Source organism: Arthrobacter sp. LjRoot78 (assembly GCF_964254335.1).
GTDB lineage: Bacteria > Actinomycetota > Actinomycetes > Actinomycetales > Micrococcaceae > Arthrobacter.
In genome coordinates this window covers 2,572,613-2,588,572 of the sequence record NZ_CAXUTG020000001.1, presented here as the reverse complement: position 1 = coordinate 2,588,572, position 15,960 = coordinate 2,572,613, and the positions used below count along the sequence as shown (strand labels likewise).

Annotated in this window: 13 protein-coding genes; 11 read left to right on the top strand and 2 right to left on the bottom strand. The window is 64.8% G+C overall.

What is annotated here, in order from left to right:
- Positions 1 to 239 precede the first annotated feature (239 nt).
- Positions 240 to 1,211 carry a methylenetetrahydrofolate reductase gene (locus tag ACSQ1X_RS11995; protein WP_055803476.1) on the top strand — a complete coding sequence of 324 codons (972 nt, stop codon included), beginning with the start codon at positions 240 to 242 and terminating at the stop codon, positions 1,209 to 1,211.
- Positions 1,212 to 1,317: 106 nt separating this feature from the next.
- Positions 1,318 to 3,663: a 5-methyltetrahydropteroyltriglutamate--homocysteine S-methyltransferase gene (gene metE, locus ACSQ1X_RS11990; RefSeq protein WP_436057835.1), complete on the top strand. Its 2,346-nt coding sequence runs from the start codon at positions 1,318 to 1,320 to the stop codon at positions 3,661 to 3,663.
- A 149-nt stretch (positions 3,664 to 3,812) separates the two neighbouring features.
- On the opposite strand, the gene ACSQ1X_RS11985 is transcribed toward metE, so the two are convergent.
- Positions 3,813 to 4,319 (bottom strand): DUF2004 domain-containing protein, encoded by a 507-nt coding sequence (locus ACSQ1X_RS11985; protein ID WP_055803732.1) that lies wholly within the window; start codon positions 4,317 to 4,319, stop codon positions 3,813 to 3,815.
- Between the two features lie 111 nt (positions 4,320 to 4,430).
- On the opposite strand from ACSQ1X_RS11985, the gene ACSQ1X_RS11980 reads away from it, so the two are divergent.
- Positions 4,431 to 5,870, top strand: a complete 1,440-nt coding sequence (locus ACSQ1X_RS11980) for an aldehyde dehydrogenase family protein (protein WP_436057834.1) — start codon at positions 4,431 to 4,433, stop codon at positions 5,868 to 5,870.
- On the opposite strand, the gene ACSQ1X_RS11975 is transcribed toward ACSQ1X_RS11980, so the two are convergent.
- Positions 5,867 to 6,781, bottom strand: coding sequence for a LysR family transcriptional regulator (locus ACSQ1X_RS11975; RefSeq protein WP_055803472.1), 915 nt, complete (start codon positions 6,779 to 6,781; stop codon positions 5,867 to 5,869). The two genes, ACSQ1X_RS11980 and ACSQ1X_RS11975, sit on opposite strands and share 4 nt — an antisense overlap.
- 209 nt (positions 6,782 to 6,990) lie before the next feature.
- Between ACSQ1X_RS11975 and ACSQ1X_RS11970 the strand changes: the two genes are divergently transcribed.
- From ACSQ1X_RS11970 to ACSQ1X_RS11935, 8 genes are all read left to right on the top strand, one after another.
- Entirely contained in the window at positions 6,991 to 8,403 is a 1,413-nt protein-coding gene (locus tag ACSQ1X_RS11970) for an NAD(P)/FAD-dependent oxidoreductase (RefSeq protein ID WP_436057833.1), read from the top strand.
- Complete coding sequence (locus ACSQ1X_RS11965; RefSeq protein WP_436057832.1) at positions 8,403 to 9,134, top strand: DUF1365 domain-containing protein; 732 nt, start codon at positions 8,403 to 8,405, stop codon at positions 9,132 to 9,134. Before ACSQ1X_RS11970 ends, ACSQ1X_RS11965 begins: the two co-directional genes overlap by 1 nt.
- On the top strand, positions 9,131 to 10,540 hold the full coding sequence (locus tag ACSQ1X_RS11960) for a class I SAM-dependent methyltransferase (protein WP_436057831.1): 1,410 nt from the start codon (positions 9,131 to 9,133) through the stop codon (positions 10,538 to 10,540). The genes ACSQ1X_RS11965 and ACSQ1X_RS11960 overlap by 4 nt, the downstream gene beginning before the upstream one ends.
- A gap of 405 nt (positions 10,541 to 10,945) precedes the next feature.
- Positions 10,946 to 11,191 (top strand): glutaredoxin-like protein NrdH, encoded by a 246-nt coding sequence (gene nrdH / locus ACSQ1X_RS11955; RefSeq protein WP_011692201.1) that lies wholly within the window; start codon positions 10,946 to 10,948, stop codon positions 11,189 to 11,191.
- A gap of 116 nt (positions 11,192 to 11,307) precedes the next feature.
- Complete coding sequence (gene nrdI / locus ACSQ1X_RS11950; RefSeq protein WP_055803727.1) at positions 11,308 to 11,736, top strand: class Ib ribonucleoside-diphosphate reductase assembly flavoprotein NrdI; 429 nt, start codon at positions 11,308 to 11,310, stop codon at positions 11,734 to 11,736.
- 2 nt (positions 11,737 to 11,738) lie between these two features.
- Positions 11,739 to 13,895 carry a class 1b ribonucleoside-diphosphate reductase subunit alpha gene (gene nrdE / locus ACSQ1X_RS11945; RefSeq protein WP_200939385.1) on the top strand — a complete coding sequence of 719 codons (2,157 nt, stop codon included), beginning with the start codon at positions 11,739 to 11,741 and terminating at the stop codon, positions 13,893 to 13,895.
- Positions 13,896 to 13,985: 90 nt separating this feature from the next.
- Positions 13,986 to 14,960, top strand: a complete 975-nt coding sequence (nrdF, locus tag ACSQ1X_RS11940) for a class 1b ribonucleoside-diphosphate reductase subunit beta (protein WP_028269034.1) — start codon at positions 13,986 to 13,988, stop codon at positions 14,958 to 14,960.
- A 170-nt stretch (positions 14,961 to 15,130) separates the two neighbouring features.
- Positions 15,131 to 15,958 carry a VOC family protein gene (locus ACSQ1X_RS11935; protein WP_436057830.1) on the top strand — a complete coding sequence of 276 codons (828 nt, stop codon included), beginning with the start codon at positions 15,131 to 15,133 and terminating at the stop codon, positions 15,956 to 15,958.
- Positions 15,959 to 15,960 lie beyond the last annotated feature (2 nt).

Genomic DNA, 15,960 nt, shown 5'->3' with positions numbered 1-15,960 from the left:
TCTTATACAAGTTACCGAGGTAACGTGTCAGCGATCCTCCGCCAGGAGGGTGTGGGTGCCCCCATGTGGGCCTGACATTTGCTCACGGACAACTTCCTATCAGGCGTAACAGTCGCGGCTGCGCCCTGCCGAAGTTCACTCCGTGTTCCCAAACTCAAATTCATTGACGGTTCTGCGTATCCGAGGTCCCTTGGACTGAGGTGCACATGCCGGCAATGGCCCAAAAGCCAAGGACGCAAATGTCTCCGCCTAGCCTTATTGACACACATCCGAATCTCTCCGACACCGCTCCGGTGGCGCTTTCCTATGAACTGTTCCCGCCGCGTTCCCCGGCTGCCGCCGCGTCGCTCTGGACCACCATCGGGGAGCTCGAAGCCACGGACCCGGACTACGTTTCCGTGACGTACGGAGCCAGCGGCTCCAACCGGGACACCGCCGTCGAACTCATCAACCGGCTCCTGCTCGAAACGACGCTGCGTCCGCTGGCCCACCTGACCTGCGTGGGCAACACGCCGGAGGAACTCTCCGAAATCATCGGTGAACTGCTCGACGTCGGCGTCCGCGGGATTCTGGCGCTCCGTGGTGACCAGCCCAAGGACGGCGGAACCCCGGCGAGCGGTTCCCTGCGGTATGCCCAGGACCTGATCGAACTGATCCGGCGCGTGGAGCAGCGCCGTTCGGCGCTGCTCTGTGCCGGCAAGGTGGCGGTGGGCGTTGCCGCGTACCCCACCCGGCACCCGGAATCACCGACGGAGGCTCACGACGTCGAAGTGCTGCTGGCCAAGCAGCGCTCCGGTGCGGACTTCGCCATCACGCAGGTGTTCTTCCACACCGAGCAGTACGCCGACCTCATCACTAGGGCGCGCCGGGCGGGGGTCACGATCCCCATCATTCCGGGTGTGATGCCCCTGACCAGCGTGCGCAGGCTCAACCGCCTGGGCGAGCTGACCGGGGTCGAACCCGCTCCGGAACTCATGGCGCGGCTGGCCGCTGCGGACAACGACGCCGAACGCCGGCTGATCGGGGTCCGGGCAACAGTGGATCTGGCCAACGCCGCCTTGGACGCCGGAGCGCCGGGAATCCACTTGTACACCTTCAACGAGCACGCCTGCGCGCTGGAGGTCCTGGACAAGCTGGCCCTGCCACGCCCTGCCCGTCCGGCGAGCAGGCTCAATGCCATTGCGCGCCGCCACCAGGAAATGGCGAGCTAGAAGTCGGTCCCAACCGCCGGCTCCGGCCGCCAGTATTGGCCCCCAGCACCAAATCTTCCAGCAGTAATTCACCCCTGACTTTCACCAACACCTTCAAGGACTTCACATGACTGAGCAGAACACCCCGGCCGTGACCACGCCCTTCCCCTCCGCCTCGATCCTGGGCTACCCGCGCATCGGCCGCCGCCGCGAACTCAAGAAGGCCGTCGAAGCCTACTGGGCCGGCAAGATCGACGCCGCCGCCCTGGACGCCGCCGCCAAGGAAATCCAGCTGGGCACCGCCAAGCGCCTGCAGGGCCTGGGCCTGACCGAAGCCGCCGCTGTTCCGGGCACCTTCTCCTTCTACGACCAGGTGCTCGACGCCGCCACCCACCTCGGCGCCGTACCGGCCCGTTTCGGCAACCTCCTCAACGCCGAGGGACAGCTGGACATCGACGGCTACTTCACGCTGGCCCGCGGTAACAAGGACGAGCAGCCGCTGGAAATGACCAAGTGGTTCGACACCAACTACCACTACCTCGTCCCGGAAATCGGCCCGGAGACCAACTTCGCGCTGACCTCCAACCGCATTGTCGAGGAATTCGAATACGCCCTGTCCAACGGTGTGGAGACCCGCCCGTACATCGTGGGTCCGGTCACCTTCCTGCTGCTGAGCAAGGCTTCCGACGACGCGCCGGCCGGCTTCAGCCCGCTGTCGCGCCTCGAGGACGTCCTGCCGGTCTACGCCGCGCTGCTGGAGAAGCTCGCCGCCTCCGGCGCCAGCTGGGTCCAGCTGGACGAGCCCGCCCTGGTGGTTGACCAGGACACCTCCGCCGAGGAGATCCAGGCCGCGGTTGCCCGTTCCTATGAAGTCCTGTCCGCTGTTGCCCAGCGCCCGCAGCTGTTCGTCTCCACCCCGTACGGCGCACTGAACGGCCAGCTCGGCACCCTCGCCGCCACCAACATCGACGCCCTGCACATCGACGTTTTCAAGGGCGCTGTTCCGTCCGCAGCGGCACTCGCCGCAGTGGGCAACAAGACCCTGGTTGCCGGCGTCGTGGACGGCCACAACATCTGGCGCAACGATCTTGCCGCCTCCGCGGAGAAGATCGCCGAACTGAAGAAGTCCGTGGCCAAGCTCGCCATCAGCACCTCCACCTCCACCCAGCACGTCCCGCACGACGTCGAGGAAGAGGCCCAGCTGTCCGCTCAGCTCCGCAGCTGGCTGGCGTTCGCCGACCAGAAGGCCGTTGAGGTTGTCACCCTCGCAGGCCTGCTGACCGATGCCGGCGCAGTGCAGCCCGCCATCGACGAAGCCACCCGCATCATCGCCTCCCGTGCCGCCGCCGAGGGTGTGCAGCGTGCCGACGTCCGGGCCCGCACCGCGGCCCTGACCCCGGCCGACTTCAACCGCTCCGAGTACTCGGTCCGCGAAGCAGCCCAGGAAGAGGCCCTGCACCTGCCGCCGCTGCCCACCACCACCATCGGCTCCTTCCCGCAGACCTCCGAAATCCGTTCGGCCCGGGCCCGCAACAACAAGGGCGACCTGACCAATGAGCAGTACGAGCAGCTCATGAAGGACGAGATCAAGCGCGTTGTGGAGCTGCAGGAAGAGCTCGGCTATGACGTCCTGGTGCACGGCGAGCCCGAGCGCAACGACATGGTCCAGTACTTCGCCGAGAACCTGGAGGGCTTCGACGTCACGGTCCACGGCTGGGTCCAGTCCTACGGCTCACGCTGCACGCGTCCGTCCATCCTGTGGGGCGACGTCACCCGCAGCGCCCCCATCACGGTGGCCTGGGCCGAGTACGCCCAGTCGCTGACCAGCAAGCCGATGAAGGGCATGCTCACCGGTCCGGTCACCATCCTGGCCTGGTCCTTCGTCCGCGACGACCAGCCGCTGGGCGAGACCGCCAACCAGGTGGGCCTGGCGCTGCGCGACGAAATCGCCGACCTCGAAGCCGCCGGCATCAAGGTCATCCAGGTGGACGAGCCCGCCCTGCGTGAACTCCTGCCCCTGCGCAAGGCCGACCAGGCCGCATACCTGGACTGGTCCGTAAACTCGTTCCGCCTGGCCACCGCCGGTGCCGCCGACGCCACCCAGATCCACACCCACCTGTGCTACTCCGAGTTCGGCGCCATCATCGACGCGATCGACGGCCTGGACGCCGACGTCACGTCGATTGAAGCCGCACGTTCACGCATGGAGGTTGTCCACGACCTCGAGTCCCACGGCTTCGGCCGCGGCGTTGGCCCGGGCGTCTACGACATCCACTCGCCGCGCGTCCCGGGTGAGCAGGAAGTCACCGAGCTGCTCAGCACCGCTGTGAAGCACGTTCCGTCCCGCCAGCTCTGGGTCAACCCGGACTGCGGCCTGAAGACCCGCGGCTACGCCGAGACCGAAGAGTCCCTGCGCAACCTGGTTTCGGCCACCAGGACGGTCCGCGCGGAACTGCTGCAAGCAGCCAAGTAGGGCTCCTTCAGCCGCAACCACTGAACAACGCACGACGGCGGCCGGTCACCTCAGGTGACCGGCCGCCGTCGGGCTTTAACTATCGATTGCTGAGCAACCGCCGTTTTGATGGCTCAAAAGGGCCGTTGCGGAGCAGTCGATGAAGCGATTTACGACTCCCAGACAATTTCGTCGTCCACCACACCGTCCTCGTCCGCGGACGCCACCAGGACTTCGTCGGTGAAGTGCTCGCCCAGGGTGAAATCCAGGACGAAGTAGCGTTCGGGCTGGCCGGGGTAGATACCCACATGGCCTAGTTTCAACGCCTTCAGGAACACAGCATTTGTCAGCTGGCTCTTGTCCTCCACGCCGAACACCTTCTTGAGGTGCTCCTCCTTGATGGCGTTGCAGTGGAAGTGCCGGTACTCCTGGGGGCTGGTACCCTCCTGCTCCAGCTCATCGGCGATCATGTCCCGGACCTGGTCCACGAGCTCGGGCAAGTACCGCAGCCGGTAGTCCACCTTGTGCATGGCCGCCTCGTCGAAGTGGTCGTGGGCATTGATGTTCAGGTCCAGCTCTACCGGCTGGCCGCCCAGTTCATGCTTCGCTGCGATGTTGTGGTCCCGGCCGTGGTTGAGCTCGATTTCACCAAAGTGCCGGCTCGCTACCTTGTTCATATCTTCAACATAGCCCTCTCGGGCAGTCCATTCCAGCATCCGGGATTTTTTCTGGGGCTGTATCCCCGGGCTGCAGCCCGGGCTGCGTCCCGGCACGGGTACATTGATCGGATGCACACTGCCGCCGCCGTCGCCCGATCCCGCGAGCTCTTCGACAGCGGGGTGACCCGCCCGCTGGCGTGGCGCCTCGAACAACTCGGCAACCTGCGCAGGATGCTGACCGAACGGCGTGAGGATTTCATCGCTGCACTATTCAGCGACTTGGGCAAGCACCGGACTGAGTCCGCGATGACCGAAATTTCCTTTGTGACGGCCGAAGCCGCCCATCTGGAACGGCACCTGGCGGCCTGGCTCCGGCCCCGCCCGGTGGACGTGCCTGTTGTCCTGCAACCGGCCCGGGCGTGGACCGAGCTGACTCCGCTCGGTGTGGTGCTGGTGATCGGCACCTGGAACTATCCGGTCCAGCTGACCCTTGCACCCCTGGCCGGAGCGCTGGCGGCCGGCAACACCGTGGTGGTCAAGCCAAGCGAACATGCCCCCGCCACGTCCGCGGCCCTAGCCCGCTGGATGCCTGAATACCTTGGCGGCGCCGCGGAGGTGGTGACCGGAGGCATCCCGGAAACCACGGCGCTGCTGGCGGAGCGTTTCGACCACATCTTCTTCACCGGCGGGCAGGACGCAGCCCGCGTGGTCATGCGGGCTGCTGCCGAGCACCTGACTCCCGTGACCCTTGAACTGGGCGGCAGATGCCCGGCCTTCGTGGACGAAACCGCCGACCTGGCCACCACTGCACGGCGCATTGCCTGGGGCCGGTTCGTGAACGCCGGCCAGACATGCGTGGCTCCGGACTATGTGCTGGCGACACCCAAGATACTGGACGCCCTCCAACCGCTGATCGTGGACGCCATCACCGCTATGTTCGGCAAGGATCCTGCGGGCAGCGCTTCCTACGGCCGGATCGTTGATGACCGGCACTTCGACCGGCTCGCTGAACTGGCGGACAGCAGCACGGTGGTCCACGGCGGCCAGCGGAACCCCGGCAGCCGCTACTTCGCACCCACCCTGCTGCGGCCGGCCCCCGGGGACGCAATCCTGGGCGAGGAAATCTTCGGCCCGCTCCTCCCGCTGGTGCCTGTATCAGGACGGGACGAAGCCATCCGCATGATCAATGCCGACCCCAAGCCGCTGGCCGTTTATGTGTTCAGCACGGACGACAGCGTCCGCGGGTCCTTCGCTGCCGAGACCTCATCGGGTGCGCTTGCGTATGGGGCGCCGGCCGCGCACGTCTCGGTCCCGGGCCTCCCATTCGGCGGGGTCGGCGGCAGCGGAATGGGGGCTTATCACGGCGAACATTCCGTGCGGACGTTCTCGCATGAGCGGGCCAGCCTGGACAAGCCGCTGTGGCCGGATACTTTCGGTCTTGCGTATCCGCCGTACGGCAAGGCGAAGGACAAGCTCGTGACCGCGCTGCTGTCATTCGCCGGGCGGGCGCCGGGGCTTCCGAAAATCCGACCTTCCAAAGCCCGCCGTTTCCGGGGCCGCGAATCCTAGCGCGTGGCTCCCAGGCTGTGCAGGGTGTCGGCCAGCAGTTCGACGAACAGTTGGACCCGCGCCGTCTGCTTGTCATTGATCAGGAGGGCAAACACGTTGCGGGCAAGCCTGATCTCCGGAACATCGAGGACCACCACTCCGGTGGGCCGGTGCCGAAGGGCTAGTTCGGGCACGAGCGCGGCACCCAGACCCGCGGCTGCCATTTCCAGGCTCGCGTGGAAGTCGTCGCTGTAGGCCACCACGCGCGGGTGCAGGTTACAGCTGGCGAACAGGCGCTCAATGACCGTGGCGTCGCTGGTGCCCGGGTGATGGACAATCCACGGCATGTCGGAGAGGTGGTCCGCCGCCACCTTGGCGTCGGCGCGGAAACCCCAGGCCGCAGGCAGCACCACGCGGAATTCGTCGTCGCCGATCCATTGCCGGTTCACGGTGTGCGGCCACGCGAGGCCGGACTGGCCCACCTGGTAGACCAGGGCAACGTCGAGTTCGCCGCCTGTGCGAAGCCCCTGGATGGTCTGGGACGGCTCCGCCACGGACACCCTGAGGTCGATGCCCAGGTCCTTCCACTTCGGGTTCTGCAGGATCCGCGGCAGCACATAGGTTGCCAGGCTGGGGAAGATGCCGAGCCGGAGTTCCTGGTGGGTGGCGTCGTGCGTCCTGGAGGCAGCGGCCATCAGGGCCTCGATGTCCGTCAGGACCTTGGCGGCATGCCGCGTCATCACCAGGGCGGCTTCAGTGGGCTGGATACTCCGGGCTGAACGCTGGAAGAGATCCACGCCGGTGTCCCGCTCCAAGGCGGACATCTGCTGGGAAACAGCCGATGCCGTGTAGCCCAGCCGGTTGGCGGCCGCCGCGAATGAACCCAGGCGGGTCACCTCCACGAGGGTCCGCAGGTGAACAGGGTTGATCAATGCTTGTCCTTCGCCTCGGAAATCCCGCTTCATTGTGGCATATCGCCCAGCGGCCCCGGAATGTCGCCGCTGACGGGCCGTGTCCATGGGGAAGAATCGCGTCAAGGCGGCCGGCTGGAATTCACAGTCATCCGGGCGCCCTTCGGTGACGAATTGCCCATAAGACGATTCATCAGGACGATTCAGGCGAAGCCAACAGGAGCAGAACAGTGTCGCAAGCAGCAACGATTCCGGACGGCCGGCGGGTGGCCGTCATCGGCAGCGGCGTGGCAGGACTGACCGCAGCCTATGTCCTGAACCAGCGGGACAATGTGACCCTATTCGAGGCCGACTCCCGGCTGGGCGGCCATGCCCACACCCACGATGTCCCGCAGGCGGACGGCCCGGTCCTGGGCGTGGACACCGGTTTCATCGTGCACAACGAACGCACCTACCCGACGCTCCTGCGGCTCTTCGCGGAGCTCGGGGTGGAGACGCAGGACTCCGAGATGAGCATGTCGGTCCGCTGCGACGGCTGCGGCCTCGAATATGCCGGTGCCCGCGCCAAGGGGCGCGGCATTATCCCGCGGCCCTCCACCCTGCTGCGCGGCAGGTACCTGCTGATGCTGCTGGAAGTAACGCGCTTCCACCGCCGTGCCCGCGCCCTGCTGGCAGCGGAACCCGACGGCGGACCGGGCACCGATGCGTCCCGTCACGAGGATGCGTCCGGTCACGAGAACGTCAGCGCGGAGCCGGAACTGACGCTGGGGGAGTTCCTTGCCCGGGAGAAGTTCAGCAGCTACTTCATCTCGCACTTCATGACACCCGTTGTGAGCGCCGTCTGGTCCTGCGACCCCACCACGGCGCTGGCTTACCCGGCCCGCTACCTGTTTACCTTCCTGGCCCACCACGGCCTGCTCGGAGTGTCGGGCTCCCCGCAGTGGCGGACGGTCAAGGGGGGCTCGCGCACCTACGTGGACAAGCTGGCCGCCACCCTTCCCGATATCCGGCTGTCCAGTCCGGTGACTGCGCTGCGACGCCACGGGGAGGGTGTTGAACTGACCACCCCGCACGGCACGGAAACCTATGACGCCGTCGTGATTGCCGCGCATCCCGCGCAGGCACTGCGCATGCTCTCTGATGCTTCCCCTGCTGAGAAGGAGGCGCTCGGCGGAATGCCCTATTCGGTCAACCAGACGCTGTTCCACCGCGACGAAGCGGTGCTGCCGGCCAGTGCAAATGCCCGGGCGTCCTGGAATTACCGGCTGCCGTCCTGCGACGCACGTCCGGACAAAGTGCTGGTCAGCTACGACATGACGCGCCTGCAGCGGCTCAAGCCCGCTGACGGCGGACGCTACATCGTGAGCCTCGGTGAGTCCGAACTCATCGCCGACGGCACCGTCCTGGACCGGATGGTGTACGAACACCCGCAGTACACGCCCGATTCGCTCCGGGCCCAGCAGCAGATCCTCGCGCTGGGGGACGGGCGCCTTGCCTTTGCCGGCGCCTACCACGGCTGGGGTTTCCACGAGGACGGCGCGCTCTCGGGGGTCAAAGCGGCCGCCCGGCTCGGCCGGGACTGGGAACAGCCGGCCGGCGTGTCCGGTGCTGCGCTGGCGGGCGTTGCCGCGGAGGGCGCCTGATGAACACACGGGCAGCCATCTACCGCACCTCCATCGCGCACGTGCGCCGCACGCCGCTGCACAATGCGTTCACGTACCGCAGCTACAGCTGGTTCGTCGACGTCGACCGGCTTCCGTCAGTGCCGTGGCCGCTCCGGCCGCTCGCCGAATTCCGTGCCTCGGATCACCTCGGCGACCCGGCAGGCACGCTCCGCGGCAACGTGGAACGGTTCCTGCGGACCCGGGGGATAGAACCCGACGGCGGCCGGATCACCATGCTGGCCAGCGCCAGGGTGTTCGGCCACGTGTTCAACCCGCTCAGCCTGTTCTGGTGCCACGACGCCGGCGGCAACCTGCGCTGCGTCGTCGCCGAAGTGCACAACACCTATGGTGAACGGCACTGCTATCTGCTCGAAACGGACGACGCCGGCAGGGCCAGCGTGCCCAAAGCGTTCTACGTTTCCCCGTTCAACGACGTCGAGGGCCAGTACCGGATGAGGCTCCCGGAACCGGGGGAGCGGCTCGCGGTCTCCATCGTTCTGGAGCGCGAAGGGCAGAAGCCCTTCATCGCAACTGTCGACGGCGAACGCCACGAAGCCTCCCTGCCGAACATTCTCTCCGCTGCGCTCGCCGTTCCCCTGGCACCGCTGCGTGTAGCCGCGCAGATCCGCTGGCAGGGCCTCAAGCTCTGGGCACGTCGGCTGCCCATCATCAAACGACCACACCACCCCTCACAGGAGGCAGTCCAGTGACCATCACCGAAGCTACCGGATCCGCAGCAGGAAAGCCGGCGAACGAGCGTTCCGCCCCGGACCGTGCCGTCCTCGCCGCTGACTCCAGAGTTCCCTACACTGTTCCCCAGCCGCCCGCCGTGGTTGACGCCGACATCTGGCCGAGCATTGCCACGGTGCCCTCCACCCTCAAGGCGCGGGTGGCCGGCCGGGCTGCCGATGCCATCTTCAGGGCAGCCGTGCGGCGGCTTCCGCTCGAAGTCCGCTACCCCGACGGGACCGTTCTTGGAAAGGCAGCCCTCGGCACGGCAGACGCCCCCGACCGTCCGTACCCGGTGATGACCATGAACCGTCCCGAAGCGTTCGCTGCCCGGCTCGGCGACGGCGGACTCATCGGCCTGGGTGAGTCCTATATGGCAGGCGACTGGGACGCCGACGACCTCACCGCGGTGATGGAGGTTTTCGCTGCCCGCGTCGGCACCCTGGTGCCGGAGCCGCTGCAGAAACTGCGGGCCCTTTACCTGCCGCGGCAGCCGCGCAGGGAGCGCAACACGGAGCAGAACACCCGCTCCAACATTTCGCGGCACTACGACCTCTCCAACGAGCTCTTTGCCTCCTTCCTGGACAGCACCATGACCTACTCCAGCGCACTCTTCCCGGAGAGCGGCGACGCCCTTCGGACCGTTGCCTGGGACGGTTTCGCCGAGGCGCAGCAGGCCAAGATCGACCGGCTGCTGGACAAGGCCGGCGTCCGCGAGGGGACACGCGTGCTGGAAATCGGCACCGGCTGGGGCGAGCTTGCGCTGCGAGCCGCTGCCCGCGGAGCTACGGTCTACTCCGTCACGCTGTCCAGCGAACAGCAGGAGCTCGCCCGGCAGCGCGTGGCCGAGGCCGGCTACGCCGACGCCGTCACCATTGAACTCAAGGACTACCGGGCGGTGGAGGGCGAGTACGACGCCGTCGTCTCGGTGGAAATGATCGAGGCCGTCGGCTACGAATACTGGGCCACGTACTTCCAGACTATCGAGCGCGTCCTGGCCCCCGGCGGGAAGGTGGCCATCCAGGCCATCACCATCGCGCACGACCGGCTGATCGCCACCCGGACGAGCTACACGTGGGTGCACAAGTACATCTTCCCCGGCGGCGTCATCCCCTCCGTACGGGCCATCGAGGAAATCACCGAGAAGCAGACCGGACTCCGGGTCCGTGAACGCCTCGCCATGGGCGAGCACTACGCGCAGACCCTGCGCCTTTGGGAGGAACGGTTCATGTCCCGCGCCGACGAGGTGGCGGCCATGGGCTTCGACGCGATCTTCCAGCGGATGTGGCTGTTCTACCTCTGCTACTCCCGGGCAGGGTTCGAGACGGGCTACCTCGACGTCCAGCAGATAGTCCTGGACCACGCAGCGACAAAGCACCACATCTAGTTCCGTTCATCACATCGGGGCCCTGAGTCTGCATCCAGGGCCCCTTTTGTGTGCCCTCCGACACGCCCGCCGCACAGTCGCGACACGCCGTCCACCGGGCGACACGCGGGGCGTTTAATTGTGGCTAACTACTCCACAGGGTGTGGATTTCGTCCGCGAAAACAGCTGAATCCCGGACATTTTTGACCACCCGGCCTGTGGATTAACGGTGCATTAAATGACATACTTGTAATACATCATCTTGGGGTCCACATCGGGGCCGTGCACTACATGTAGTATCGACATACAGATTGAGCGGGACGCAGGACCGGCGCGGATGAGGGGTTTCAGTTCCGGGCAGTGTCTACCGCAACGATGAACAAGAGACTTCAAAAAGCAGTGACTTCAACAAAGGGGACAGGAACCATGACCGTTACGGTTTACACGAAGCCGGCCTGTGTTCAGTGCAACGCAACGTACCGCGCGCTGGACAAGAAGGGCATCACCTACCAGAGCGTCGACATCTCTCAGGATGCAGACGCCCTTGAGCGCCTGAAGGCCCTTGGCTACATGCAGGCCCCCGTCGTGGTCACGGACCAGGACCACTGGTCAGGCTTCCGCCCGGACAAGATCGAAGAGCTGGCGCTGAGCGCCGCCGCATCCGTGGCCTAGCCCCAGCTTCATCCGCCGTTTCCGGCAAAGAACTTTACGTAGATGAGGTGACTCCCATGGCAGCGCCGGCACTTGCCGATGCGCCGCTCGCAGCGGATGCTGCGAATACGACGCCGATGACACGGACATCCAGTCACCTCATCTACTTTTCCTCGGCCTCCGAGAACACCCGGCGCTTCGTGGAGAAGCTCGGCCGGGATGCGGCCAGGATTCCCCTGCACCAGCGTGAGCCTGAACTCGTGGCCTCCGAGCCCTTCGTGCTGGTGGTTCCCACCTATGGCGGGACCGGCGGCGAGGGATCCGTGCCAAAACAGGTGATCCGGTTCCTCAACAACCCGCAGAACAGAACCTTGGTCCGCGGAGTGATCAGCGCAGGAAACACAAATTTCGGGGACAACTACTGCATGGCGGGCGACATCATCGCCTTTAAATGCCAGATACCGCACCTCTACCGCTTCGAACTCATGGGGACGCCTGAAGACGTCCGCCTGGTAAATCAAGGATTGGACAAGTTTTGGACACTACTGTCGCAGACACAGAAGTAACCATGCCCGCCGTCGAGAAGACTGCAGAGAAGCCGCCGCTGCCCGCCGCCTACAAGGGCTTGGGCTACCACGAGCTGAACGCCATGCTGAACCTGTACGGACCGAGCGGTGAAATCCAGTTCGAGGCGGACCGCGAGGCCGCGCACCAGTACTTTCTGCAGCACGTGAACAACAACACCGTGTTCTTCCACGACCTGGAAGAGAAGCTCGACTACCTGGTGAAGAACCAGTACTACGAGCGCGAGACCCTCGACCAGTACACGATGAACTTCATTCGCGAGCTCTTCAACCGCGCATACAAGAAGAAGTTCCGCTTCGAGACCTTCCTGGGCGCCTTCAAGTTCTACACGTCCTACACGCTGAAGACGTTCGACGGCAAGCGATTCCTGGAGCGCTACGAGGACCGCGTGTGCATGGTTGCCCTGCACCTGGCCCGCGGCGACGAGCAGCTTGCCCTGCAGATGGTGGACGAGATCATCGAGGGCCGCTTCCAGCCGGCCACCCCCACGTTCCTGAACGCCGGCAAGAAGCAGCGCGGCGAGCTGGTCTCCTGCTTCCTGCTCCGCATCGAAGACAACATGGAGTCGATCGGCCGGTCCATCAACTCCGCCCTGCAGCTGTCCAAGCGCGGCGGCGGCGTGGCGTTCGCGCTGACCAACATCCGCGAAGTCGGTGCACCGATCAAGCAGATCGAGAACCAGTCCTCCGGCGTCATCCCCGTGATGAAGCTCCTCGAGGACAGCTTCTCCTACGCCAACCAGCTCGGTGCCCGCCAGGGTGCTGGCGCCGTGTACCTGCACGCCCACCACCCGGACATCTACCGGTTCCTGGACACCAAGCGGGAGAACGCGGACGAGAAGATCCGCATCAAGACCCTCTCGCTCGGCGTCGTGATCCCGGACATCACCTTCGAGCTGGCCAAGCGGGACGAGGACATGTACCTGTTCTCCCCGTACGACGTCGAAAAGGTCTACGGCATGCCGTTCTCCGACGTCTCGGTCACCGAGAAGTACTACGAGATGGTGGACGACTCCCGGATCAAGAAGACCAAGATCAAGGCACGCGAGTTCTTCCAGACGCTCGCCGAGATCCAGTTCGAGTCCGGCTACCCGTACATCATGTTCGAGGACACCGTAAACCGGGAAAACCCGATCGACGGCAAGATCATCATGTCCAACCTGTGCTCCGAGATCCTCCAGGTCTCCCAGCCCACCACGTACCACGATGACCTGTCCTACGACCAGACCGGCAAGGACATCTCCTGCAACCTGGGCTCGCTGAACATCGCGAAGACCATGGATTCGCCGGACTTCGGCCTGACCATCGAGACGGCGATCCGCTCGCTCTCGGCTGTTTCGGACATGTCCAACATCACCTCGGTGCCCTCCATCGCCCGCGGCAACGACCAGAGCCACGCTATTGGCCTCGGCCAGATGAACCTGCACGGCTACCTGGCACGTGAGCGGGTCCACTACGGTTCCGAAGAGGGCCTGGACTTCACCAACATCTACTTCTACTCGGTGGTGTACCACGCCGTCCGCGCCTCCAATAAGCTGGCCATCCAGACCGGCCAGACCTTCGGCGGCTTCGAGAAGTCCAAGTACGCCTCGGGTGAGTTCTTCGACAAGTACACCGAGCAGGAATGGATCCCGCAGACCGAGAAGGTCGCGGAGCTGTTCAAGAACATCCACATCCCCACCCAGGATGACTGGCGCGAGCTGAAGGCTTCGGTCATGGAGCACGGCATCTACAACCAGAACCTGCAGGCCGTTCCGCCGACGGGCTCGATCAGCTACATCAACAACTCCACCTCCTCGATCCACCCGGTGGCGTCCAAGATCGAGATCCGCAAGGAAGGCAAGCTGGGCCGCGTGTACTACCCGGCGCCGTACCTGACGAACGACAACCTGGAGTACTACCAGGACGCGTACGAGATCGGCTACGAGAAGGTCATCGACACCTACGCCGCGGCCACGCAGCATGTGGACCAGGGCCTGTCCCTGACGCTGTTCTTCAAGGACACCGCCACCACGCGCGACATCAACAAGGCCCAGATCTACGCCTGGAAAAAGGGCATCAAGACCATCTACTACATCCGTCTCCGCCAGCTCGCGCTGGAAGGGACCGAGGTGGACGGCTGCGTCAGCTGCATGCTCTAATCTTCAACTAAATCGCGACAGTACGACGGCGGGCGCCCGCCCGCCGTCGTACGCTTAACTTCAAGAACAACCCAACGTTTAGGGGATGACATGACCGAAAAGGTCAAGCTGCTTAGCCACGTCGAGGCGATCAACTGGAACCGTATCCAGGACGACAAGGACGTGGATGTCTGGAACCGCCTCGTCAACAACTTCTGGCTGCCGGAGAAGATCCCGCTGTCCAACGACGTCCAGTCCTGGGCAACGCTGACTCCTGACGAGCAGCAGCTCACCATGCGCGTGTTCACCGGCCTGACCCTGCTGGACACCATCCAGGGCACCGTCGGCGCCGTCTCGCTGATTCCGGATGCGATCACCCCGCATGAAGAAGCCGTGTACACGAACATCGCCTTCATGGAGTCCGTGCACGCGAAGAGCTACTCCTCCATCTTCTCCACGCTGGCCTCCACGAAGGAGATCGACGAGGCGTTCCGCTGGTCCACCGAGAACGCGAACCTTCAGAAGAAGGCGCAGATCGTCATGGACTACTACCAGGGCGACGATCCGCTGAAGCGCAAGGTGGCCTCCACGCTGCTGGAGAGCTTCCTGTTCTACTCGGGCTTCTACCTGCCGATGTACTGGTCCTCACGGGCCAAGCTGACGAACACGGCAGACCTCATCCGCCTGATCATCCGTGACGAGGCCGTGCACGGCTACTACATCGGCTACAAGTTCCAGAAGGGCCTGGAGAAGGTCTCCGAGGAGAAGCGTCAGGAGATCAAGGACTACACGTTTGAGCTGCTCTTCGAGCTGTACGAGAACGAAGTCCAGTACACGCACGACCTCTACGACTCCGTCGGCCTGGCCGAGGACGTCAAGAAGTTCCTGCACTACAACGCCAACAAGGCACTGATGAACCTGGGCTACGAGGCCATGTTCCCGGCCTCCGTCACCGACGTGAACCCGGCCATCCTGTCGGCCCTGTCCCCGAACGCCGACGAGAACCACGACTTCTTCTCGGGGTCGGGTTCAAGCTATGTGATCGGCAAGGCTGTCAACACCGAAGATGAGGACTGGGACTTCTAGGTTCAGTCTGTTCTTCTTCTTGCTGCACCTATAGAAATTTCGAACGGCCCCGCATGCAGACGCGTGCGGGGCCGTTCCCGCGCTTGCGCCCGGGCGTCAAGGCGCCGGCCTTGTGGGGTACCCGGCCGGATCCTGCCTCGTTAGGCTTTGTCCATGGACGGGAGCCAGATATGACCGAACGGACCTACCCGCACGGCGTCCCAAGTTGGATCGATACGGAGCAGCCTGACGTCGAGGCGGCCGTCGAGTTCTACTCTGGACTCTTTGGCTGGACGTTCGAGGACGTCATGCCGCCGGGAGCGCCTGGCCGTTACTTGATAGCAAAGCTGGACGGCCAGGACGTCGGCGGGATGGCCAGCGCTCAGGAGGCTCCGGCTGTGTGGAGCACCTACATAGCCGTCGAGGACACGGATGCCGCCGTACGGCGGCTGGTCGCCGCCGGTGCCACGGTGCGTTTGGCCCCCGCAGATGCCGGTGAAGGCGGACGCAGTGCGGCACTGACCGATCCGGAGGGTGCCGAGTTCCGCATCTGGCAGGCCAGACGGCGCTTAGGGGCACAAGTGGTCAATGTGCCAGGGGCCTGGAATTTCAGCGACCTCCACACTGCCAAGCCCGGCGCGGCCATTGCGTTCTACCAGGGCGCGTTCGACTGGCAGGTCGACGACCTTGGCTTCGCGATAATGATCCGAAGGCCCGGTTATGGTGACCACCTTGAAGCGACAGTCGATCCGGACATCAGGGCGAGGCAGTCCGGGCTGGTCGCCCCACCCGGCTTCGAGGACGCGATCGCCTGGATCGCGACCGCGGCCCCCGACGAACCGCCGCACTGGCACGTCTCATTCACCGTCGCTGACCGGGACCGGACGGTAGCGGAGGCCAAGCGACTCGGCGCACAAGTCATTCGCCAGAACGAGACCAAATGGACGCGTACGGCCTTTATCCGGGACCCCCAAGGCGCGGAGTTTACCGCCAGCCAGTTCACGCCCCCTGAGGGGTGAAG

What these genes read in the sequence shown, in the direction of transcription:
- ACSQ1X_RS11995 (WP_055803476.1), top strand. Translation starts at nt 240, where the DNA reads ATGTCTCCGCCTAGCCTTATTGACACACATCCGAATCTCTCCGACACC.
- metE (WP_436057835.1), top strand. Translation starts at nt 1,318, where the DNA reads ATGACTGAGCAGAACACCCCGGCCGTGACCACGCCCTTCCCCTCCGCC.
- ACSQ1X_RS11985 (WP_055803732.1), bottom strand. Translation starts at nt 4,319, where the DNA reads ATGAACAAGGTAGCGAGCCGGCACTTTGGTGAAATCGAGCTCAACCAC.
- ACSQ1X_RS11980 (WP_436057834.1), top strand. Translation starts at nt 4,431, where the DNA reads ATGCACACTGCCGCCGCCGTCGCCCGATCCCGCGAGCTCTTCGACAGC.
- ACSQ1X_RS11965 (WP_436057832.1), top strand. Translation starts at nt 8,403, where the DNA reads ATGAACACACGGGCAGCCATCTACCGCACCTCCATCGCGCACGTGCGC.
- nrdH (WP_011692201.1), top strand. Translation starts at nt 10,946, where the DNA reads ATGACCGTTACGGTTTACACGAAGCCGGCCTGTGTTCAGTGCAACGCA.
- nrdI (WP_055803727.1), top strand. Translation starts at nt 11,308, where the DNA reads ATGACACGGACATCCAGTCACCTCATCTACTTTTCCTCGGCCTCCGAG.
- nrdE (WP_200939385.1), top strand. Translation starts at nt 11,739, where the DNA reads ATGCCCGCCGTCGAGAAGACTGCAGAGAAGCCGCCGCTGCCCGCCGCC.
- nrdF (WP_028269034.1), top strand. Translation starts at nt 13,986, where the DNA reads ATGACCGAAAAGGTCAAGCTGCTTAGCCACGTCGAGGCGATCAACTGG.
- ACSQ1X_RS11935 (WP_436057830.1), top strand. Translation starts at nt 15,131, where the DNA reads ATGACCGAACGGACCTACCCGCACGGCGTCCCAAGTTGGATCGATACG.